Here is a 20,444-nt window from a genome sequence, read left to right as displayed (position 1 = left end):
TTAAGGCTCATATGTGTTAGGTAACAAATTACACCTTACCTAGCTTTGTGGCAAACTCTAAAGTACTTCTATCATTTGCCCACGTATTAAGTTTTACAAAAGACTCTTCAAGTAACTCATATAAATCCGTTTTGAAGTCATCAATTTTCAAAGCCTTTATGGGAGTTTCGTGCTTCCAGAAACGTTCATTAGCTGTATCTTCAGATGCACACAACCATAAATTAAAATATCCACCAGTTTCAGATGAAAGGTAAAGCTGAATTAAGCATCTAACGTTAGTGCCCCAAACAATTGAGCGCTCTGGACAATCTTTCTGATTTTTTGTAATTATTAAACTGTGTTTATTAGCAAATTTTTCGAAGATAGGATCTAGTTCTAAAAGAGGTTTTTCTAATTGATTAAAATCCATAATATAAATTAAACGCTATACGTTCCTTGTTACCTAACATGTTTATAGCGAGCTAATCGCGCGTATTTCTACCATAGCGTAGCTCGTTTTCTTATTGGTTTATTTTTAACAAACTTGCCAACTAATTGCCAGTGTTATTAAAATTCATACATGCGCGTTTTCTTCTCAGTATAAAACGAGCGACTGAGCTATAACTGTATATAAATACAGCACCAATTCAATGGATTGAAAATGAAAACTCGCTCTGCGTATTTAAATTACATTGCAGACTATATGCTCACTCGACAGTATTCACTAAGAACTATTAATGCTTATTTGAGTTGGATCGCAAACTTTATTCACTTTCACAACAAACGCCACCCAAGCTCAATGGGAAATTCAGAAGTCGAAGCGTTTTTGGACCATATTGTATTAAAACGTAACATTTCAGCTAAAACACAAAGTGCAGCTTTAAATGCACTAGCTTTTTTATATAAACATATTGTCAAAAATGAACTTTCGTTAAACTTGAAGTTTGCTCGAAGTAAACGACAACCCAAATTGCCTGTTGTAATGACACCCGATGAGGTCAAACAATTGATGATTCATCTATCTGAGCGATATTACTTAATCGTGGGGTTTATGTATGGTAGTGGCTTGCGAGTGATGGAAGCTGTGCAACTGCGAGTAAAAGACATTGATTTTGATTATAAATGTATTCAAATTTGGAACGGGAAAGGCAATAAACATCGTATCGTTACCCTTGCAACTGAGTTGCTCCCGTTACTTAGAAATCAAATAATGCAAGTTGAAGAATATTTGCGATTAGATTTACAAAACGAACAATACACTGGCGTATGGATGCCAAACGCTTTAGCTCGTAAATATTCGTCAGCTAACAAATCACTCGCGTGGCAATACTTATTTCCTTCTTATAAATTAAGAAGTGATCCAGAAACTGGCGAGATACGGCGTCATCACTTCCATCCAACATGTGTTAGGAAAGCGGTTAAAAAGGCATTAAAGCAAACCAATATTACAAAGATTGTGACCACTCATACCTTTCGCCATTCTTTTGCAACACACTTATTACAAAGTGGAGCAGATATAAGAACGGTGCAAGCTCAGTTAGGCCATACAGATGTTAAACCACGCAGATTTACACTCATGTCTTACAGCAAGGGGCAAACGGTGTTGTTAGCCCATTAAGCAAAATTTTCTAGCGTAAAACCCGCCATGAGGCAAACAAATGGACAAAGCACATATTTTCCAGTAGCAAGAATGTAAATCCATCAAAACCACAATATGCATAAAAACATATCACAAAGTATTTCAATATAGCCATTTAGAATACTGAAACAATATTTGGAGGATATCTATAAAACTTTTTTATATACCTCTTTTTGTTGCCGCGTACTTTTTCGTGCGTCATAATCTAACGCCTTATTTATTAGCGGACTTTTTATGAACTGGCTTGCGCAATTACCGACTCAACGAACACCTTGGCTTTTATTCACTGCGATTGTTTTTATGCTAGAAGTAACCGCATTGTTTTTTCAATATAAAATGGGGTTAGCGCCCTGCATTATGTGTATTTATCAACGTACCGCGGTGTTAGGATTACTTGGCGCGGGTATTGTTGGGTCAATTAATCCACAAAGTAAAATAATGCGTATAGTTGCTTACATTACTTGGGGTGTATCGAGCATTTGGGGGTATTTAATTGCCCGTGAGCACATAGATATGCAAACAACAACAGATCCGTTTGCGTTTAGCTGCGAGTTTGAGCCTAACTTTCCATCGTTTATGCCGCTGCATGAATGGATACCGAGCTTTTTTGAAGCCACTGGCGATTGCGGTAACATAGATTGGGAGTTTTTATCGCTCAGTATGCCGGCTTGGATGGAAATTATTTTTGGGCTATTCGCTCTAACATTTTTTATTGTATTAGGTAGTCGCTTAATACTAAAAAGAACGGTTTAATAATTATGTTTACCTTTTTTTCTAGTCAACTTAAACAGTTGCAACATTTAAAAATACGCGAGAGACAGCTTGTTATAGCACGGTCTTTATCAATGCTGTCACCTACCGACCGTGTATTACTGCGTATTATCAAAATATTGCTATTAAGCCCGTTGTTTTTAATATTTACACTTTTTGAAGGTTGGATAATCATTCCCTTTTTAATACTCGGTGGGCTTTTTTATCCGTTATTAACCTCTCCGGTCGATATAAATTTTGCCAGAAAAAACTTAGACGATGCACTACAACAACATGAAAAGGGCGCTTAGCGCCCTTTTGCTAAAGTTTAACTTTTCCTTCTAACTTAGCCATTACTTTTTTGCCAATCCCCTTCACTTTGGCCAAGTCCTCAAGGCTTGTAAATGAACCATTTTCATCTCGGTAATTTACTATTGCTTGTGCTTTCTTTTTACCAATTCCAGGAAGTTTAGCCAACATTTTTGCATCTGCATCATTAATACTTACCGCTTCGATGGGAGCCATAGATTTGCTCACTTCAGGTAATTGCGCGTAAGAGGTAGTAATGGGTAGGATACTTAGCAAACTTGCTATAAGTAAAAGTTTAAATATTTTCATTTATTCGTCCTTATTGTCCATTTTAGAACATATTTATTTTAATTATTAGGGAAGACCATAAATGACAAACGCGAGGCTAGCCACTTTGGAAGTACCTAAATGCATTATCACTTTTATCCGAAATCCTTAAAATGCAGCTGGTACAACCAAGTGATATATTAAATAAAGTTAAGTTACCGTTTTTTGTCAAATTTAAGACACTTAAAAATTACAACTCTGCGCTTGCATATTTACTTGTAAACCTTTACTGTATATAAAAACAGTAATCTTATGGTTTTTTATAAACCACAGTGCCAAGCAAGTTTGCAGGAGAAATCATGGCTGTTGTTGTTAAATATGTTGTAGAACGAAACGGAGTCGAGCGTATGACGTTTACTACTAAGAAAGAAGCTGATGCCTATGACAAAATGCTAGACATAGCAGAATCACTTGAGCTGATGCTAGAAAAAGTAGACGTGCCATTGAGTGAGCAACAAATAGAATCGCTTGCGTTAGAAATAGCAAAAAGTAAAGACGACTTTATGTCGGTACTTAAAGGTGCCAAAGAGCCTACTACTAAAGCGGCAAGTAAAAATAAAAAATCAGATAACGTTGCATCTATTGACGATAACAACGCTAAACAAGCAAGCTAAACATTTTGCAAATAAAAAGGGAGCAACTTAGTTGCTCCCTTTTTTATAGCTTTTATAAAAACGAATATTAATTAAAGCTCTTTTTCAACTTCATCAAATAACGTTGTTATATCTGAGTTAGGCTCATTGGTTGCTAAACTTACAACTACAATAGCAATACTTGCAAGTATAAAGCTTGGGACAATTTCGTACATTACGCTACTTAAACTTTCACCGTTGATTGTGAATGGGCCGTAAATCCATAGTAAAACAGTAACTGCACCCACAACCATACCTGAAAGCGCACCCGCAAAGTTCATACGTTTCCAGTAAAGGCTAAACAATACAAGCGGGCCAAATGCAGCACCAAAGCCAGCCCATGCATTACTCACTAAGTCTAAAATAGAACTGTCTCTATCGTATGCGAGGTAAATAGCAAGTATTGCCACAATAGACACACTAATGCGCCCTACTAGTACAAGCTCTGCGTCACTGGCTTCTTTACGTAAAAATGTTTTGTAAAAATCTTCAGTTAGTGAGCTTGAGCTTACTAATAGCTGAGATGAAATTGTACTCATTATTGCAGCTAATATTGCCGCAAGTAAAAAGCCAGCAATAAGTGGATGAAACAACAGCTCTGACAGGATCAAGAATATAGTTTCAGGATCATCCACAACTATATTGTTTTCATAAGTGTATGCTGCACCAAAAATACCCGTACCTACCGCACCAATTGCAGCGACAATCATCCAAGACATACCAATACGACGTGCTGTTGGCATATCTTTAACACTGCGCACCGACATAAAGCGAACAATAATATGTGGTTGACCAAAGTAACCCAAGCCCCACGCCATTGCTGAAATAATACCTAGCGCAGACCCTGCGCCTATCCAACTTAGCATGTCTGGATTAACACTGTTTAGGGTTGACTGCAGTGGTTGCTCTAGCAAAGAGTAAGCTACAGCGGGTACTAAAATAAGTGCAATAAACATAATACAGCCTTGCACGAAGTCAGTTAAGCTAACCGCTAAAAAGCCGCCAAAGAGTGTATACAAAACAACAACACCCGTTGTGATGTATAGCCCCATTTCGTAGCTTAAGCCAAATGAGCTTTCAAATAGTTTACCACCGGCAACAACACCTGAAGAGGTATACAGTGTGAAGAACACAATAATTACAACAGCCGACACAACACGGAGTAAATTTGATTCATCGTTAAATCGGTTAGAAAAGTAATCAGGGATGGTAATGGAGTCATTAGCTTTCTCAGTGTAAACCCTTAAACGCGGCGCGACTAAAAAGTAGTTTAACCATGCACCGGCAATTAAGCCAAATGCAATCCATGTGCTACTTAAGCCAGTAACAAACATGGCGCCAGGTAACCCCATTAAAATCCAGCCACTCATATCTGAAGCACCCGCTGAGAGTGCTGCAACACTTGGCGACAAGTTTCTACCACCCAGCATATAACCAGAAACATCACTTGTTGACTGCTTATAGGCATATAAACCAATACCTAACATAACAACAAAATATAGTGACAATGAAATGATCATTCCTGTTTCCAAATTCGCCTCCATAAAACAATTAAAAGTAGCAGGCTTTTGATCCGAATATTGACTCTTAAAATTTTATAATAAAGTCACTATTAGGATAAAAGCATTCCTTTGGACTATATCATGCTTGTAACAAAAATCTCTATTTGTTGCATTTTCTTAGTTTAAAAATAATCATGTTGAAAACAATTGCTAAAAAAACTTTTTTACACGCAAAAAAATAGCCAAACGCTTTTATTTAATAATGATATTTTATTATTTAGTAAAATATACAGCATGCTATTTTGTATGTTTTCTAATATATTATTACAATAGCGACTGACTCGACTGACACGGATTTTTTTATGTATTTTTATGCTGCGCGCCAACCTATTTTAAATCGTGATAAAGAGCTTATTGGTTATGAGCTTTTATTTCGTGATGGCGTGGATAATGTATTTCCCAATATAGATGGTGACGAAGCAACTACACGCTTAATTGAGGGCAGTCAGTTTAACTTTGGTTTAGAAGACTTAACCGATAACAAACCCGCTTATATTAACTTTACACTAGAAACCTTACTTAAGGGTTACCCTACCCTGTTGGGTAAAGACACCATTGTTGTAGAAATACTTGAAACAATTCAACCGGGTAAACGTTTACTTGCGATTGTTAAAAACCTCAAAGACAAAGGCTACACCATCGCGCTCGATGATTACATTCACCAGCCGGTGTGGCGCCACTTTTATCCGTTTATCGATATTATTAAAATCGACTTTTTAACATGTGATTTAGCAACAATAAAAACCATTATAAAAGAGCTAAAGGCGCACCCTCATATAAAGCTTTTAGCTGAAAAAGTAGAAACCTACGAAGCATATAGCTTAGCGTTAGAGCTTGGTTTTGATTATTTTCAAGGGTTTTTCTTTTCAAAACCAGAAATGGTGCAAAGTAAAGCGTTACCACCATCAGAAATGGCACTTGCAGAATTACTTTACCAAACGTCAAGTGTAGAGATGGACCTAAAAAAAATCACCGATGTATTTGAGCGCGACGTAAACCTATCTTACAAACTGCTCCGATACTCAAACTCAGCAGCCTTTACACGACGAGCTGAAATAAGCACTATAAAACAAGCACTTATTGTTTTAGGTGCCCAAGAGATCAAAAAACTTCTCTCTTTGTTATTTGCTGCACAAGTATCGGCTGATAAACCGGTAGAGTTAATTAGGCTATCACTTACACGCGCTCGCTTTTGTGAACTGTTAGCTATTTCACATGGCCAAATGAAAGACACCGGCATGGCATTTTTAACCGGTATGATGTCGTTAATGGACGCTATTTTAGATGAAAGTATGCAAAGTGTGATGCAAAAGCTTCCTTTGTCTAACGATATTAAGGCAGCTCTGTTAGATAACGAGGGGTTATTAGCGCAATACTTAAACCTTGTTAAACATTACGAAAAGGCTGATTGGTCACAAGCAAACGACATTTCAACAGCACTTAATATTGCAGATAAAGTACCTGATGCGTATCACGAGGCACTTAGTTGGGTGAACGAGCAAATGAGTTTGATGGTTAATACCTAATACTTGCCAAGCATTATTCTATAAAAACGCCAGCATTAAGCTGGCGTTTTTATTTTGATTTGGCTTATAAACTTTCTAAAAAGTCTTCATCAAAGTCGGCAGGCTCTTCTTTAATTGGCGGGTTGCCATCGTAAAGTTCGAATAACTGACGCTGAAAATAAATATCTTTTACAAATAAATACGGGTCAAGTGAGTCATTTAAAAGCCCTTCTTGCGCCATCAATGAAGCACGCGCTTCTACCGCTTTTAACGCAAATACTAGCACCGTTTGTGGCGTAGTTAAGGCAATTTCAGGCAGAACAAAGTTGTCTACTACGTCACCGGTTAAGTTTCTTGCTGTAGTAGGCCCCATTGCAGGTAGCATTAAGTATGCACCATCACCAATGCCCCACACACCCATTGTTTGGCCAAAATCTTCATCAACTCGATTTAAACCAAGCGAGCTAGCAACATCAAAAATACCAAAAATGCCCACGGTAGAATTCACTAAAAAGCGCGCAAGGCTTACACTTGCGTTACCCGGTTTACCCTGTAGCCCAGCATTTACTATATCAACCGGTGCAGTTAGGTTATCCGTAAAGTGAACAATGCTTTGACGCACAGGCACAGGAGTCACGGCAACATAACCAACCGCTGCTGGGCGAAGTATGTAAGCGTCTAAAACATCCATATTAAAGTCATACAACGGACGGTTAATACTTTGCAGTGGATCTCTTTCATCAACTTTGCTTTCTGGTACTTGCGCACAACCGGCCAGTATCAAAAAGCTTAAAAAAGCTAAACTTTGTCTTAACATTTTTCGTCCTTAAGGTATTAATGTATCTATTTTAAGTTGGTATTCACTTACACTTTCACGCTTTAATGAGCCAGAATGCCCTTCTAATTCACCTGAACTTGGCATAACAGAGTCATCAAGCGAAATACGCGCCGATATAATAATATCTTCTGCGCTAGACAAGTTCATACCTTCAACCATGGCAGTGCTATCGTTTAACTCAACTGTAACAGGGAATGAATATGAAGTGAGTTTTACAGCAGCAATCGGCATTGGCGAACCATTTGCCGCTTTTGCAAATACAAATAAAGTCCCCTTTTCAGGCAGTTTATTTATAAGCTCACTAGCAACATTAACGGTAACAGCAATGCTGTTGGCTTTAGTTACTGGCATTACCGAGCCTTCGCTTTGCATTTGCAGTTCTATATCTGCAATACGCTGAGATATTAAACCATAGCGAGAATCATTTTTTTCCATACTGGCTAGCAATACTTCAAAGGCGGCTTTAGCTTGAGGCCAGTCTTTTCGCTCGTAAGCAATGAGCGCTAATAACGAAATAGCATCTAAGTTAGTCGGTTCTGCGTTTAACACTTTAGACAACATACCCGCTGCACGCGTCATATTCGCTTCGCTACCCTCAAGTAGCAAGATTTGGCTGTAACTTATTAACACCTGTTTATTATCAGGGTTCATGCGCAGTGCTTTATCAAATGACTGCTGAGCCATATCAAATTCATTCAGTGACATGGCAACACGACCAAGTAACATCCATGCCATTTCATCATCGCCTGAACGGCTTAACTTGGTGCGTAACGCCAGTGCAAATGCTTGTAACTCATTTTGAGTAAGCTGCTCGCCTTTTTGCATCACAGCGCGCTCACCGTATTCGGTCAGGTTATCCATGGCATCGTGCCATGCTGAAATTTGCTGTTGACTACCCGTTAAACTATAAAAAATACCGCTTAGTGCAATAACAAATGCGCCCCCTGTCAGGGCAAAAATACGGTTGTTACCTTTGCTAATTAATGACTTTTCTGGAGAAAGCTCATTAAGCAAACGGCGTTTTAGTTCAACTATCGATTCAGAATAGTTAGCATCATCTATACGTTGATTATCTAAATCGGTTTTTAAATCAACCAAACGTTGTTCGTAAATACTTATAAGCTCGGCATTTGCGTTGTGAGTAATTGTTTTAACACGCTCTTTTTGTAAAAAAGGCAGCATAACAAACGCCAGTGCAATCAGTGTGAGTAAAGCAAAACACGCCCACATTAAAATCATTTAACTTTGCTCCTGACGTTTATTTTGTTCAATTAGCTTATTTAAAAGTACTTCATCTTGGTTGCTCCAAGTCTGCTTTACAGACGCTTTACGCTGACGAATGACAATAAAACCAAACCCAACAATAACAATTAATACCGGCAACACCCAAAGTACTAGTGTTGCAGGTGTAACAGGTGGGTCGTAATGAACAAAGTAACCATAGCGGTCAATCATGTAGTCAATTACTTCATCTTTGGTGTTGCCTTCTTTAACTAGCTCTACCACTCTTTCACGTAGGTCTTTGGCAACAATAGCGTCTGAATCAGCAATGTTTTGATTTTGACATTTAGGGCAACGAAGTTCTTTTGTAAGCTCTTCAAAACGAACCGCTTGCTCGTCGGTATCAAATACGTAGCGATCAGTTTGCGCTAATGCACTCGTAGTTAGTAAAAGGCTGAGTGAAAACAATAGCCACTTCATTATTTTAGCTCCTGCATCATAGGTGCAAATTTAGAACGCCATACTCGTGGATTTATATCACCGGTATGGTGTAGCAAAATAGTGCCGTTTTTATCGATTAAAAATGTTTCTGGCGCACCTGAAACACCCAAATCTAACGACAGCGTTCGATGTAAATCCAAAATATTAAACTGATAAGGGTTACCCGCACGCTCAAGCATATCTTGTACTTCAGTACGTAGTGCTTGCATGTCAAACGGGCCATCAAAGTCGGCGTCGTAGCCTTGCACATAATACAAGCCAATAATTTTAATGCCTTGCTCTCGCAGCTTTGTTAAGTAGCCCAGCTCAGCTAAACAAGTTGGGCACCAAGTGCCCCATACATTTAGTAAATATACCTCGCCTTTTAACGCTTCGTTAGTCCATTGCTTGTTGTCTTGCATTAAATCAGGAAGCGTAAAAGCAGGCATTTCATGGCCTATTCGCCCAGTTTGTATTTCGCGTGGGTTTGCAAATAAACCTTGGTATAAAAACACACATACAAAAGCAAATACTAAAAGAGGCGCTATAGCTAACAATTTACGGTTCATAACACACTCTCCGCTGCTGCTTTTCGAGCTGTTTTTGCAGATGTACGGTAACGTTTATCAAACAAAATCATAAACCCTGCAAGTGAAATTAATACACCACCAATCCATAACCAACGCACAAACGGCTTGTGGTATATGCGGAGCGACCAAGCCCCTTGGCTTAATTGCTCACCGAGAGCAAGGTATAAATCACGTGTAAAGCCAGCATCAATGGCGGCTTCTGTCATAAATTGCATGCCAATATCGTATTTACGTTTTTCAGCGTATAAACGAGTGACTACATCATTGTTTTTTAGCACCGTAACAACACCAGCATGGCCACTGTAATTAGGTCCACGGATTGTTTTAACGCCTTCAAAGCGGTAGTTGTATTGATTAAGCTGCACTATATCGCCTTTCTTCATCGATACATCACGCTCAACAGAGTACGCAGAGGTTAACGCAACGCCCGCAATAACAAATGCCATACCAATGTGGCCTAGCACCATTGCCCAATAACTAACACCTAAGCGTTTTAACCCTTCTTTTAATGTGCCATGCACTGCGGCTTTAGTGTAAATGTCAATCAAGGTTGAAACAGCAACCCACACACCCAGCGTTGTTGCTAATAGCGTAAGTGGTTTCACTTCGTCGTAAGCTGAGAACAACCAAACACAAGTAATCGCCACACTGGCCAAAATACCTACAACAATTTTATTTTGCAAAAACGCCCATTTGTTTTGCTTCCAGCGTAAAAAAGGACCAATGCCCATTAAAATAGCAAATGGCACAAGTAGTATTGCAAACATTTTATTAAAGAACGGTTCACCTATAGAAATACTGCCTAAGCCCATTTCTTTGTGTACCATAGGCAATAAAGTACCCAATAATACAATTAAGGTCGCCACAACTAAAAAGATATTGTTTAGCCACAGTGCCACTTCGCGCGATACAAATTTGTAGCGTCCTTCGCTATGAACTTGCGATACGCGTAATGCGTAAAGCGCCAAACCACCGCCAACAACTATTCCTAAAAAGGCGAGTATAAACAGGCCTCTGTCGGGATCAGTTGCAAACGCATGAACTGATACAATAATACCTGAACGCACAATAAACGTTCCCAGCAAGCTTAACGAAAATGCTGCAATTGCCAGTAATACGGTCCACGATTTAAAAATGCCGCGCTTTTCTGTCACGCTCAGCGAATGAAGTAAAGCGGTTGCAACAAGCCAAGGCATAAGGGACGCGTTTTCTACTGGATCCCAAAACCACCAGCCACCCCAGCCAAGCTCTGCATAAGCCCACCAACTGCCAATAGTAATACCTAAACTTAAAAAGCCCCACGCGGTCATTGTCCATGGACGTGACCATTTGGCCCACGTGTTATCAAGCTTACCTGTTAATAGTGCTGCAATAGCAAACGAAAAAGCAACCGATAGCCCAACATAACCCATGTAAAGTAATGGCGGGTGAATGATCATACCGGGGTCTTGTAAAAGCGGATTCAAATCTCGCCCTTCTACCGGAAAATAAGGAAGTAAACGTTCAAATGGGCTTGATAATAGTAAGGTATACATCATGAAACCAACACCTAAAAAACCAAGCACGCCTAAAACACGGGCACGTAGAACCCAAGGTAATGACTTTGAGCGAGCAGCAACGACGGCAGTCCATCCTGCTTGCATCACTAACCAAAGCAATATTGCTCCTTCATGACCGCCCCAAGTCGATGTTATTTTGTAATACCATGGCAGTGTGCTACTCGAATGATACGCCACATAAGATACGGTAAAGTCGTCAGTTAAACTTGCGTAAATAAGCGCAGCAAACGAAATTAATACAAACGCAAACTGGCCAATAGCTAAAGAGGGGGCAGCACGCATTAAGCGAAGATTTCCTGTATGCGCGCCCCAAAGTGGAAAAATACATAACAAAACGCTCAGCACCATGGCAAGCGTTAAAGAAAAATAACCAATTTCTGGGATCATAGCTAATTACCACTATCTAAGTTGTATTTTGGTTTTTCATGCTTAATACCTTTAACCGCTTCAGCAACTTCTGCAGGCATGTATTCTTCATCATGCTTGGCCAGTACTTCAAACGCTTCAATGACATTAGGCTCAATTAAAACACCTTGCGCAACAATACCCTGCCCCTCACGAAACAGATCAGGCAATATCCCCTGATATCTCACAGTCACTAATGGACCTGTATCAATTAATTTAAAACTCACTTCTAAGCTTTGCTCGTTTCTTTCAACAGTTCCAGGTACTACCATGCCGCCAATACGAAGCTTTTGACCAATAAAAGGTTTTTCTTTGTTTGGGCCTTTGCCATCAATCAATTCGCTTGGGGTATAAAATAGGTTTATGTTTTCTTGTAAAGCATAAAGCACTAAGCCTATGGCAGAACCCAAACCAAATAAAATAGCAACAATCACTAATAAGCGTTTTTTACGTCTAGGGTTCATGATGCTTTCTCCTGCTTGGCTTGTTTTATACGCTCTTCACGCACAATTTGTTGCTCTACTGAAGCCATAATATGCTTAGTATCTCTTAAAGAGCTCACTAAAATACCCAGTAAAATAAGTGCGCATGTGCCAAATGAAAGCCATACATAAAACCCATAGCCTCCCATTGCAATAAAATCAGAAAAAGAGTCAAACTGCATAATTACCCCCTATTAAGCAACTGGCGCACCCATGGGCGATGCTTTTCACGTTGCAAAATTTCATTTTTAAGACGAATTAAAGTGACTGTGCCAACAAACGCTGCAAAGGCTAAAATATTTACCATTAATGGCCAAAACATGCTTGGGTCAACCGCATTGGTATTAAATTTAGTGATGCTTGCTCCCTGATGGAGGGTGTTCCACCACTCAACCGAAAAGTGAATGATTGGTAAATTGATCACCCCTACAATCGCTAAGATAGATGCAGCACGGCCCGCTGATTTTTTATCTTCAAAAGCGTGGTATAACGAAATTACGCCCAAATATAAAAATAATAAAATAAGCTCCGATGTGAGTCGTGCATCCCACACCCACCAAGCGCCCCACATAGGTTTACCCCATGCAGCCCCGGTTATAAGTGCTATTGCAGTCATGCATGCGCCAACAGGTGCAATTGCTATAACGGCAAGTTCTGCGTTTCTGAGTTGCCATACAAGCGCAACAATGGCAGCAATGGCCATAGAGGAATATGCCCCCATTGATAAAATGGCAGAAGGAACGTGAATAAAAATGATACGGTAGCTGTCTTTTTGTTGGTAATCGGCAGGTGCAAAACCAAGCCCCCACACCCAACCAACGAGCATACTAACAACCGTAACTACGGCAAAATAAGGCAGTAACGTATTGCATAACTGGTATGCACGCTCTGCTTTAGCATAGGGATGTAACCACTTCCACATTAACTTATACTCACTTTTAAAGCTGACGATATGGCGATTGGTGCGCTAATAATCGCGATGACTAACATAGCACCAAGGATGGCAAGTTGCCCGCTATAATCCAGCGACATAACACTGGTATCGATAGCCGACGTTGCAAAAATTAGAACAGGAATATACAAAGGCAGTACGAGTAAACTCATCAAAATACCCCCTTTTTGTAGCCCAACAGTAAGCCCAGCACCTATTGCACCAATAAAACTTAATAACGGTGTACCCAATAATAACGTTAAAACAGTGGCCACCAGCGCATTACTATCTAAATTAAGTAATAACGCGAATAACGGTGTCATTAATACAAGGGGCAACCCCGTCACAACCCAATGTGCAGCCACTTTTGCAAGCACTGTAAGTGACAATGGGTACGATGAGGCAATTAACTGCTCAAGAGACCCATCATTAAAGTCATCTCTAAACAGTTTATCTAAGCCCAACATGGTAGAGAGTAAAGCTGCAACCCAAATAATACCGGGCGCCATTCTAGCAAGCAGACCGGGCTCAGGACCTATTGCTAACGGAAACAAAGAAATAACAATTAAAAAAAACAATATTGGGTTTACAATTTCAGCTCGCTGGCGAAAGGCAAGCTTTATATCTTTAGTAAAAACCGCACTGAATAGTAACCAATAAGAGTGTTGACGAGTCATCAGTGGCGGTACTCCAATGTGATTGTTTGTAAATCACTAAAGTGAGCAGTTAGGTCTTGGTGGGTAGTTAATAATATGGCGCCATTATTATTTAAATGTTGAGTAAATCGCTGCTGCAAAAACGCAACACCGCTTTTATCGAGCGCAGTAAATGGCTCGTCTAACACCCATAAATTTGCGTCGCTTAGCCAAAGTCTAACTAATGCAACTCGTCGTTGCTGGCCTGCCGACAGCATTCTAACAGGCACATCTTCAAGACCAACCAAGCCTAGTTTTGCTAAAATTGGGTGTAGGTCGGGCTCATTTGAATAACCGTTGATCCGTAACCAAAAGCGTACATTTTCAACAGCGCTCAACTGAATGTTAACACCCGTTTTGTGGCCTATAAAAAGTAAGTCGTGGGCGAACTCTTCATAGTATTTATTTATTGAGCGTTCTTGATACAAAACTTCGCCTTCATCAGGCGCAGAAAAGCCAGCGATGATACGCAATAACGATGTTTTACCAGCCCCATTAGGACCCGCTAATTGCATGATTTGACCGCTTTTAAGGCTAAAATTAAGGTCCGCAAACAAACAACGTTCTTGCTTGATGCAGGAGACGGACTTAATGTGTAACAAGATGACGATTCTCTCTGCCAAAAATTAGGCGTTAGTCTACCATAATGATAGGGTAATACGAATATTGCTTTAAAATCGATTCACTTAAAATAGAGAAAACTTGATTTAAAATAATGAATACGCCAACGCAAATAACATTATCCAATTCATTGGTTATCAATTCATCAACTAATAACCAAACCAATGAGTTACCACAAATACCAAGTGAAGTACTTGCGGCTAAAAACATTCAATTTTCAAAAGACTCTATCACGCTAGAAGTGCTGGTTAATAAGCAATGGCAAACGCTCAGACTAGGCACAAGCAATGCCCCTCAATCTTTAGATAAAATTGCTAGCGCGCGCATACAACTAAGCGAAGACGGAAAGCAGCTATCTATTTTGCCAAATGTAGCAACAATTAAACTTAACCAGCCTGCCCAATTACAACGCTTATTAAATTTCATTAGTACCGGCGCAGAGGTTGAAAGCAAGCCACTTTCAGTTCAGCTTGCTTTAGCGCCTGCACCAAAGCTAATTATTGATAAGCTCAATGCTAGTATTGCTATTAATAAAGAGGTTGCTCAGCTACTCAGCACAGAGCAACCTTTAAAACTAGTCATAAGTACCAACAGTAAAGGCGCGCAAATTGATGTTATTAACCGCTTTGCTGATACCGTTCATACCCAGCCGTTAAGCCAAACAAAGCTGGTTAAAATGCTAGCAAGCTTGTTACCCAATGCACAACTACAGGCAACGCCTAAATTAGCCATTTTAACGCATCCGCAAAAATCAGGCTCTTTCACCACGCAAGTATCAAACACGCAGCTTGCTGAACTGCCTAACTCGCCCGTGAAAGTGACTGTTGCAAATCAAGCCGATAAGCTTGTAATAACAACACAAGCTCAAAGCGTAAAAGTGATGCTGAGTAACTCTTTTACTAAACCCTTTAATGAATTACTTACTGCGCAACACGCTAATTTACAAACCGCGCCAGCGCAGATTAATAACACCGTTAAAGCAAGCCCGCTGGTGAGTACTCATAGCCCTATAAAGTCTTGGCTGCAAACTAGTTTTAGTGATTTAAAAACACGAATCAATGATGCAGTAAATTATTTTGAAAACAAATCGTTTGCAAACGAAAACAAATCTCAAATCGCACCATCACTCACTTTACAAAAACAGTTTATCGCCCCGTCCTCGCTAACAAGTAGAATTAATTTAATTGAAAATGCAGGTATACAAGTTGCTAATAGCGCGCAAAAGCCTAGTACTGAACTTGTTAATATTTTACCTAAGCACTTCTCTCAATTGCCCCCTATTGTGCAGTTAACACAGCTAATAAAAGCAAATGTTGCTATTTGGCAACCTCCTAGTGCCAAAGTTATCAGTAGTCATTTGCATATACCCAATGCTAATACGACAATTACACCAGAAAATAAGCAGCCACCAATCGAAAAAGTCTCAGCCCACAGTAAAACAGGGGTAGGTACACAATCAGGCGCACTGTTAAGTGCTCAAATAAAGGCAGAACCCGCAACCAAAAATACAGAGCAAGTATTAAAAAACCAAACAGTGCAAGTTCAATCCACCTTGAGTAACGACCTACAAAAACAAACGACAATTAAAGAGTTAAATTCTCTTCCTGTTACAAAAGTGGGGCTTAGCCATGCTCAACAATCTAATGCAGATAATAAACTGGCCACACTCCCTACCCTGAAAGCCAATAGCCCAGCAACCCAACAAACACATGCTGTACCTTCTACACCAGCAAGTAACACCCAATTTAATACAGTATTTAGTAACACAACAACTATTGCCTCACCAAGCCAAATGTTGCAACCTATTGAAGCTAAAATATTAACGCCGCTTTTAAAGCTGCCACCATCGCATGATTCAACTTACAAACTCACTGAAGAAAAAATTTCATTGAGCAGTCAAATAGCCGATATTCAAGTTAAAGCGACTAAGCAAACACCTGACCTTAACGCGCTGGTTAATCAAGCTTTTAATCGTATGGTATCAAGCAGCAACGTTAGCCCGACTGCCGTGCAAAGAGAGATATTAGCGACGCTGCAGCCTCACAGCCTCACGCATGACACCCTGCAAAGTAGCTTTACCAAAGGGCTTGAGCAGCTAGCGGTTAGTATTTTGGCGGCGCCTATTATTAACCAATCTGTAGCCCCAATTACCTTTGACTCAAAAACAGGCATTGATGCATTACTACAGGTGCTTATGCCTACGTTTAAAGCTGGCAAAGCAAGTTCAAAAATACTAGAGCAACTTCAGCAATCACAAGTGCAAGCGCTTGCTGGAGAGCTTACTCAGGTTAAAAACACGCTCACACAGGTAAGTGTTTCAACACCAAATCAGCAACCCGAAAGTAACCCGCTGGCACAGTTTTTACTTCCGATGAAATTACCGCCAGAAGCAGCCCAAACAGAAATAACACTAGGGCAATATAAAAAACCATCGGCCGATAAGCTAGAGCCTAAAAATGTCTGGTTTGTTAGATTAAATTTTGATTATGCTGATCTCGGTCAACTACAAATTACCGCCGAGCTAATGGACAAATCGCTCGATTGCCAATTATTAGCATCAAGCCAAGAAGTGAGTGCCATTGCCCACCCTCACCTTGATAACCTGCGCTCAAAACTAGCTAAACACGGCTTACAAGTTGCTGAACTAAACCTAAAACGAGGGGAGGCAACCCATGCTGCTTTTTATAAATCCCATGCAATTATTAATATTAAGGTGTAGCTATGAGTGATTCCCCTAAGAGCAAGTCGGCAATTGGCCTTTTATACGAAGCAGGAAGCACGCCTTCAGTGAGTGTTAAGGGGTTTGGGGAGTTGGCGGAAGAAATAATCGCTGCAGCAAAACAAAAAGGGATCATGATCCACGAAGATCCCGATTTAGCTAAAACCTTATCGCACCTCGAATTAGGTGAAGAGATTCCAAAAGAGCTTTATTTTGTGATTGCAGAACTGATTGCGTTTTCGTATGTATTACGTGGGCAGTTCCCACCAGGGTGGCAGGACTTTCAAGGTAAGCTAAATATAAAAGCTTAAAATTGAAAAAGGCGCAAAGCGCCTTTTCCATTTACTTTGGTAAATTAGTCATTTTTTTCTGTTCAAGCATTTCTTTCCAGTGCATTACTTCGCTGGGTAAAATAGGAGTTTTACCTTCAAAGCCAGCCACTTCAAGCATTTCTTCAATACTTATAACACCTTTTTTGCTTTTAAATACGCCACGTACGTACGCAATCGCATGCAAACCACGATCAGAATGAAATTTCTGCTCAATGTAAAAATACTTATGATCCCAGCCCACTAACTTAGTGCTAATAGTGTATTTTTGCATGGGTTTAATATCACGAATGTAAGTAATAGCTGTTGCATTAACAATAGGAAACCAACGTCGTTTCATTATTTGTTTTAGCAAACCTACTCGCTCAGTCATCCACGTACGCGACAAGTCCATCATGGCCAAATAGCGCGAATTAGTTAAATGTAAATTAATATCACAATCTGTAGGAAGTGCTTTGTAATCAATATCTACCGTATCGAGTAAATCTTGATAGTGTTTATTACGCTTAATTTTAAAAAATAATAATAGGAGTCGAATATATAAGTTCACAACAAAGGTCTTACCAGCAAAATTTTACTGAGTGTATCACAAGCACTTGCTAAGACGTATGTTCTCCCTTACTCTTTATTACTCATATATATAAAAATAAAATGCTTATGAAACCTCTACTACATATAATTACGTTTATTGGATTACTCGTACCAAGCTATTCAGCGCTCGCTGATTTTTCATTACCCGGCAAAGGCACTATTACCTACTCAACGGGTATACAAAAAGAATTTGACTTTGGTTTTGCTTGGCAACAAAAAGCTGAACAATTTAAAATTGGCGCTAAAAGCTACAATATGCAAAGTATTCCAAGTTCATACTCAGTTGCAATTACACTATCAAAAGATGAAAGCCAGGTATGGGTTCAAGAGTTTAACAATGGTTTTATTGAAGGGTTTAATTGGCAAATTGGTGAGCATACTGTGTCACTAAAAAAACAAAAGTTTAGCGACCGAGTAAAAGGCGACTATGTAATCGAGCTCAACAACCGTAGTTACTTTTTTACCCGTAACAATGCCAGTATTGTTATTAATTTTAATGAAGACGGTATAGAAACGATTGCTATTGATGGTGTTACAAAAAACATGGGGACTAAAAGCTAGTCCCCTGTTTTAATTTTAGAGTCATCTAAACCTTAACGGTTTTTCTGTTTATACCGTAGTCACGCAACTTATTTGCCACTGCGGTATGACTAAGCCCTAAGCGTTTAGCTAGTTGCCTTGAGCTTGGGTAAGCAGGGTAAAGTTTACGCAGCAACGTTGCCTCAAAACGCTTCACAGCTTGATCAAGCGAGCCTTCAAAGTCCGACTCCAAATACCCTAACTCATGTGTAAACGTAGGTAGTTGTAAATGCTCTAAACGCAACTCGCTATCATCTAACAATGAGACTGCGCGGTAAATAGCATTTTCAAGTTGGCGAACATTACCAGGCCATGGATATTCTTGTAAAAAACTCAGGCACTCTTGTGATAATAACGGAATAGCATGGCCATTTTGCTGGGCATATTTTTGGATAAAATGCTCTGCCAGAGGACCCACATCGGCTTTGCGGTCTCGTAATGGAGCAATTTCGAGAGTTAATACATTAATTCGGTAGTATAGGTCCTCTCTAAACACACCTTCTTGTACCATTGCGGGCAAGTCTTTTTGAGTAGCGGCTACAATACGAACATTAACCTTTACTTCGTTCTCATCGCCTACTTTTCTAAACGTTCCGTCTTGTAAAAAGCGCAAAAGTTTAGTTTGTAGCTGGGTCGACATTTCACCCACTTCATCTAAAAATACGGTACCGCCGTCAGCTTGCTCTAGTACACCGCGTTTAGGAGCTGCATTTTCTTCGTAGCCTGCATAACCAAAAAGCTCAGACTCCGCTACATCATCAGGTAACGACGCGCACGAAAGCGCAATAAATGGCTTCACAGAACGGTTTGACGCATAATGACACGCTCGCGCAAGTAGCTCTTTACCTGTGCCTGTTTCACCCGTAATGAGTATGGGTGCTTCTAACTGTGCCATTTTTCGTGCTTCACGCACAACACGGCGCATAGCAGTACTAAAGTTATGAATGGTGGCAAAGCTTTCTTGTCCGTAGCGTCTAAATGCACTAACTTGCTGACCTAAACGACTTTGCGACTTAATGTTAATAACCGCTCCAGCTAAAACATCGCCTTCACTGCCTTGTGGCACGGCAATTGGTAAAATATCTGCAATAAAGTCTTCGCCAGCTACTTCAACCCGAGTGGTTTGGCCTAACACTTCCTTGCCCTCTAACCAACGCGTAAAGTTAAAGCCCTTTAGTAGGTTATTTATGTTAGCGCCAATAACCTCTTTTTCACTTAACTGCAGGTCTTTACAGGCAGCATCGTTGCATAAACGTACCCAGCCCTTAGCATCAATAGAAATAACACCATCAGGTAATGCACGTAACAAGGTATTTAATTCGTTATGCTCTCGCTCAGAAGGGAGAAATGCGGTAGTGCGTACATCATGCACACCATCAATCAGACGGATAGAAGGCATGATTTTTTGAAACTGCTCAAACTCTATTTCTGGAAAGCTCACATACATACGGCAATTGACAGAATCGACCTCAATACCTTTTAAATCAACACTGTAGTTAACTAAAATATTAAGGATTTCTTGGGCTATACCGATCCTATCAGCACAGTGAATATCTAGACGCATACATCCTCAAAGCAGGAAAAACTAAATTAGCCGAATAATACGCTAAGTCGCTTTGATAAGGTAGCTTATTGTAAACATTTTTGGACAAGTCTGCGTTTTAATTAACACACAAGAATAACAACATAAACACGCTACAC

Annotated in this window: 22 protein-coding genes and 1 pseudogene; 8 read left to right on the top strand and 15 right to left on the bottom strand. The window is 39.8% G+C overall.

Annotated features, from left to right (window positions below):
- Positions 1-28 precede the first annotated feature (28 nt).
- Positions 29-409, bottom strand: a complete 381-nt coding sequence (locus CWB65_RS09545) for a hypothetical protein (protein ID WP_138740470.1) — start codon at positions 407-409, stop codon at positions 29-31.
- A gap of 231 nt (positions 410-640) precedes the next feature.
- On the opposite strand from CWB65_RS09545, the pseudogene CWB65_RS09540 reads away from it, so the two are divergent.
- From CWB65_RS09540 to CWB65_RS09530, 3 genes and pseudogenes are all read left to right on the top strand, one after another.
- Positions 641-1,611 (top strand): annotated as a pseudogene (locus CWB65_RS09540) (integron integrase).
- Between the two features lie 241 nt (positions 1,612-1,852).
- A complete protein-coding gene (dsbB, locus tag CWB65_RS09535) occupies positions 1,853-2,371 on the top strand; it encodes a disulfide bond formation protein DsbB (protein ID WP_138740469.1) in 519 nt (172 codons plus the stop codon).
- Positions 2,372-2,376: 5 nt separating this feature from the next.
- Positions 2,377-2,679 carry a DUF6170 family protein gene (locus CWB65_RS09530; RefSeq protein WP_138740468.1) on the top strand — a complete coding sequence of 101 codons (303 nt, stop codon included), beginning with the start codon at positions 2,377-2,379 and terminating at the stop codon, positions 2,677-2,679.
- 10 nt (positions 2,680-2,689) lie between these two features.
- Here CWB65_RS09530 and CWB65_RS09525 read toward each other — a convergent pair whose 3' ends face one another.
- A complete protein-coding gene (locus CWB65_RS09525) occupies positions 2,690-2,986 on the bottom strand; it encodes a ComEA family DNA-binding protein (RefSeq protein ID WP_138740467.1) in 297 nt (98 codons plus the stop codon).
- A 317-nt stretch (positions 2,987-3,303) separates the two neighbouring features.
- On the opposite strand from CWB65_RS09525, the gene CWB65_RS09520 reads away from it, so the two are divergent.
- Positions 3,304-3,618 carry a YebG family protein gene (locus CWB65_RS09520; RefSeq protein ID WP_008127619.1) on the top strand — a complete coding sequence of 105 codons (315 nt, stop codon included), beginning with the start codon at positions 3,304-3,306 and terminating at the stop codon, positions 3,616-3,618.
- A gap of 71 nt (positions 3,619-3,689) precedes the next feature.
- Here the strand turns inward: CWB65_RS09520 and putP are convergent, their stop codons facing one another.
- A complete protein-coding gene (gene putP / locus CWB65_RS09515; protein WP_138740466.1) occupies positions 3,690-5,168 on the bottom strand; it encodes a sodium/proline symporter PutP in 1,479 nt (492 codons plus the stop codon).
- Positions 5,169-5,500: 332 nt separating this feature from the next.
- Between putP and CWB65_RS09510 the strand changes: the two genes are divergently transcribed.
- Positions 5,501-6,724: an EAL and HDOD domain-containing protein gene (locus tag CWB65_RS09510; protein WP_138740465.1), complete on the top strand. Its 1,224-nt coding sequence runs from the start codon at positions 5,501-5,503 to the stop codon at positions 6,722-6,724.
- 64 nt (positions 6,725-6,788) lie between these two features.
- On the opposite strand, the gene CWB65_RS09505 is transcribed toward CWB65_RS09510, so the two are convergent.
- From CWB65_RS09505 to ccmA, 10 genes are read right to left on the bottom strand one after another with little or no spacing between them, the layout of a single operon-like run.
- Positions 6,789-7,520, bottom strand: a complete 732-nt coding sequence (locus CWB65_RS09505; protein ID WP_138740464.1) for an MlaA family lipoprotein — start codon at positions 7,518-7,520, stop codon at positions 6,789-6,791.
- Between the two features lie 9 nt (positions 7,521-7,529).
- Complete coding sequence (gene ccmI, locus CWB65_RS09500; protein WP_010557078.1) at positions 7,530-8,780, bottom strand: c-type cytochrome biogenesis protein CcmI; 1,251 nt, start codon at positions 8,778-8,780, stop codon at positions 7,530-7,532.
- Positions 8,781-9,242 (bottom strand): cytochrome c-type biogenesis protein, encoded by a 462-nt coding sequence (locus CWB65_RS09495; RefSeq protein WP_008127607.1) that lies wholly within the window; start codon positions 9,240-9,242, stop codon positions 8,781-8,783.
- The gene (locus tag CWB65_RS09490) at positions 9,242-9,811 is read right to left on the bottom strand and encodes a DsbE family thiol:disulfide interchange protein (RefSeq protein ID WP_138740463.1); all 570 of its coding nucleotides are present in this window, start codon (positions 9,809-9,811) and stop codon (positions 9,242-9,244) included. The genes CWB65_RS09495 and CWB65_RS09490 overlap by 1 nt, the downstream gene beginning before the upstream one ends.
- Complete coding sequence (locus CWB65_RS09485) at positions 9,808-11,778, bottom strand: heme lyase CcmF/NrfE family subunit (protein ID WP_138740462.1); 1,971 nt, start codon at positions 11,776-11,778, stop codon at positions 9,808-9,810. The genes CWB65_RS09490 and CWB65_RS09485 overlap by 4 nt, the downstream gene beginning before the upstream one ends.
- A 2-nt stretch (positions 11,779-11,780) precedes the next feature.
- Complete coding sequence (gene ccmE / locus CWB65_RS09480) at positions 11,781-12,260, bottom strand: cytochrome c maturation protein CcmE (RefSeq protein ID WP_138740461.1); 480 nt, start codon at positions 12,258-12,260, stop codon at positions 11,781-11,783.
- Positions 12,257-12,460, bottom strand: coding sequence for a heme exporter protein CcmD (gene ccmD / locus CWB65_RS09475; protein ID WP_138740460.1), 204 nt, complete (start codon positions 12,458-12,460; stop codon positions 12,257-12,259). The genes ccmE and ccmD overlap by 4 nt, the downstream gene beginning before the upstream one ends.
- A gap of 2 nt (positions 12,461-12,462) precedes the next feature.
- A complete protein-coding gene (locus CWB65_RS09470; RefSeq protein WP_008127600.1) occupies positions 12,463-13,200 on the bottom strand; it encodes a heme ABC transporter permease in 738 nt (245 codons plus the stop codon).
- The gene (gene ccmB / locus CWB65_RS09465; protein ID WP_006791396.1) at positions 13,200-13,886 is read right to left on the bottom strand and encodes a heme exporter protein CcmB; all 687 of its coding nucleotides are present in this window, start codon (positions 13,884-13,886) and stop codon (positions 13,200-13,202) included. Before ccmB ends, CWB65_RS09470 begins: the two co-directional genes overlap by 1 nt.
- On the bottom strand, positions 13,886-14,506 hold the full coding sequence (gene ccmA / locus CWB65_RS09460; protein ID WP_138740471.1) for a cytochrome c biogenesis heme-transporting ATPase CcmA: 621 nt from the start codon (positions 14,504-14,506) through the stop codon (positions 13,886-13,888). Before ccmA ends, ccmB begins: the two co-directional genes overlap by 1 nt.
- A 113-nt stretch (positions 14,507-14,619) precedes the next feature.
- On the opposite strand from ccmA, the gene fliK reads away from it, so the two are divergent.
- Positions 14,620-17,244, top strand: a complete 2,625-nt coding sequence (gene fliK / locus CWB65_RS09455) for a flagellar hook-length control protein FliK (RefSeq protein ID WP_138740459.1) — start codon at positions 14,620-14,622, stop codon at positions 17,242-17,244.
- Between the two features lie 2 nt (positions 17,245-17,246).
- Positions 17,247-17,555, top strand: coding sequence for an EscU/YscU/HrcU family type III secretion system export apparatus switch protein (locus CWB65_RS09450; RefSeq protein ID WP_008127583.1), 309 nt, complete (start codon positions 17,247-17,249; stop codon positions 17,553-17,555).
- Between the two features lie 31 nt (positions 17,556-17,586).
- Here the strand turns inward: CWB65_RS09450 and CWB65_RS09445 are convergent, their stop codons facing one another.
- Positions 17,587-18,123, bottom strand: coding sequence for a thioesterase family protein (locus CWB65_RS09445; protein ID WP_006791400.1), 537 nt, complete (start codon positions 18,121-18,123; stop codon positions 17,587-17,589).
- A gap of 107 nt (positions 18,124-18,230) precedes the next feature.
- On the opposite strand from CWB65_RS09445, the gene CWB65_RS09440 reads away from it, so the two are divergent.
- On the top strand, positions 18,231-18,725 hold the full coding sequence (locus tag CWB65_RS09440) for a hypothetical protein (protein WP_008127581.1): 495 nt from the start codon (positions 18,231-18,233) through the stop codon (positions 18,723-18,725).
- A gap of 25 nt (positions 18,726-18,750) precedes the next feature.
- Here CWB65_RS09440 and tyrR read toward each other — a convergent pair whose 3' ends face one another.
- The gene (tyrR, locus tag CWB65_RS09435) at positions 18,751-20,307 is read right to left on the bottom strand and encodes a transcriptional regulator TyrR (RefSeq protein ID WP_006791402.1); all 1,557 of its coding nucleotides are present in this window, start codon (positions 20,305-20,307) and stop codon (positions 18,751-18,753) included.
- Positions 20,308-20,444 lie beyond the last annotated feature (137 nt).

This window comes from Pseudoalteromonas sp. S554, from assembly GCF_005930865.1.
Lineage (GTDB): Bacteria > Pseudomonadota > Gammaproteobacteria > Enterobacterales > Alteromonadaceae > Pseudoalteromonas > Pseudoalteromonas marina.
This window is presented reverse-complemented; position numbering and strand designations above follow the sequence as displayed.

Bases quoted from the DNA above. Each gene is read 5' to 3' on its own strand.
- CWB65_RS09485 (WP_138740462.1), bottom strand. From the start codon at position 11,778: ATGATCCCAGAAATTGGTTATTTTTCTTTAACGCTTGCCATGGTGCTG.
- fliK (WP_138740459.1), top strand. From the start codon at position 14,620: ATGAATACGCCAACGCAAATAACATTATCCAATTCATTGGTTATCAAT.
- CWB65_RS09525 (WP_138740467.1), bottom strand. From the start codon at position 2,986: ATGAAAATATTTAAACTTTTACTTATAGCAAGTTTGCTAAGTATCCTA.
- dsbB (WP_138740469.1), top strand. From the start codon at position 1,853: ATGAACTGGCTTGCGCAATTACCGACTCAACGAACACCTTGGCTTTTA.
- CWB65_RS09505 (WP_138740464.1), bottom strand. From the start codon at position 7,520: ATGTTAAGACAAAGTTTAGCTTTTTTAAGCTTTTTGATACTGGCCGGT.
- ccmE (WP_138740461.1), bottom strand. From the start codon at position 12,260: ATGAACCCTAGACGTAAAAAACGCTTATTAGTGATTGTTGCTATTTTA.
- CWB65_RS09440 (WP_008127581.1), top strand. From the start codon at position 18,231: ATGAAACCTCTACTACATATAATTACGTTTATTGGATTACTCGTACCA.
- CWB65_RS09470 (WP_008127600.1), bottom strand. From the start codon at position 13,200: ATGTGGAAGTGGTTACATCCCTATGCTAAAGCAGAGCGTGCATACCAG.
- CWB65_RS09495 (WP_008127607.1), bottom strand. From the start codon at position 9,242: ATGAAGTGGCTATTGTTTTCACTCAGCCTTTTACTAACTACGAGTGCA.
- tyrR (WP_006791402.1), bottom strand. From the start codon at position 20,307: ATGCGTCTAGATATTCACTGTGCTGATAGGATCGGTATAGCCCAAGAA.
- CWB65_RS09510 (WP_138740465.1), top strand. From the start codon at position 5,501: ATGTATTTTTATGCTGCGCGCCAACCTATTTTAAATCGTGATAAAGAG.
- ccmD (WP_138740460.1), bottom strand. From the start codon at position 12,460: ATGCAGTTTGACTCTTTTTCTGATTTTATTGCAATGGGAGGCTATGGG.
- CWB65_RS09490 (WP_138740463.1), bottom strand. From the start codon at position 9,811: ATGAACCGTAAATTGTTAGCTATAGCGCCTCTTTTAGTATTTGCTTTT.
- CWB65_RS09520 (WP_008127619.1), top strand. From the start codon at position 3,304: ATGGCTGTTGTTGTTAAATATGTTGTAGAACGAAACGGAGTCGAGCGT.
- CWB65_RS09450 (WP_008127583.1), top strand. From the start codon at position 17,247: ATGAGTGATTCCCCTAAGAGCAAGTCGGCAATTGGCCTTTTATACGAA.
- ccmI (WP_010557078.1), bottom strand. From the start codon at position 8,780: ATGATTTTAATGTGGGCGTGTTTTGCTTTACTCACACTGATTGCACTG.
- ccmB (WP_006791396.1), bottom strand. From the start codon at position 13,886: ATGACTCGTCAACACTCTTATTGGTTACTATTCAGTGCGGTTTTTACT.
- CWB65_RS09530 (WP_138740468.1), top strand. From the start codon at position 2,377: ATGTTTACCTTTTTTTCTAGTCAACTTAAACAGTTGCAACATTTAAAA.
- CWB65_RS09545 (WP_138740470.1), bottom strand. From the start codon at position 409: ATGGATTTTAATCAATTAGAAAAACCTCTTTTAGAACTAGATCCTATC.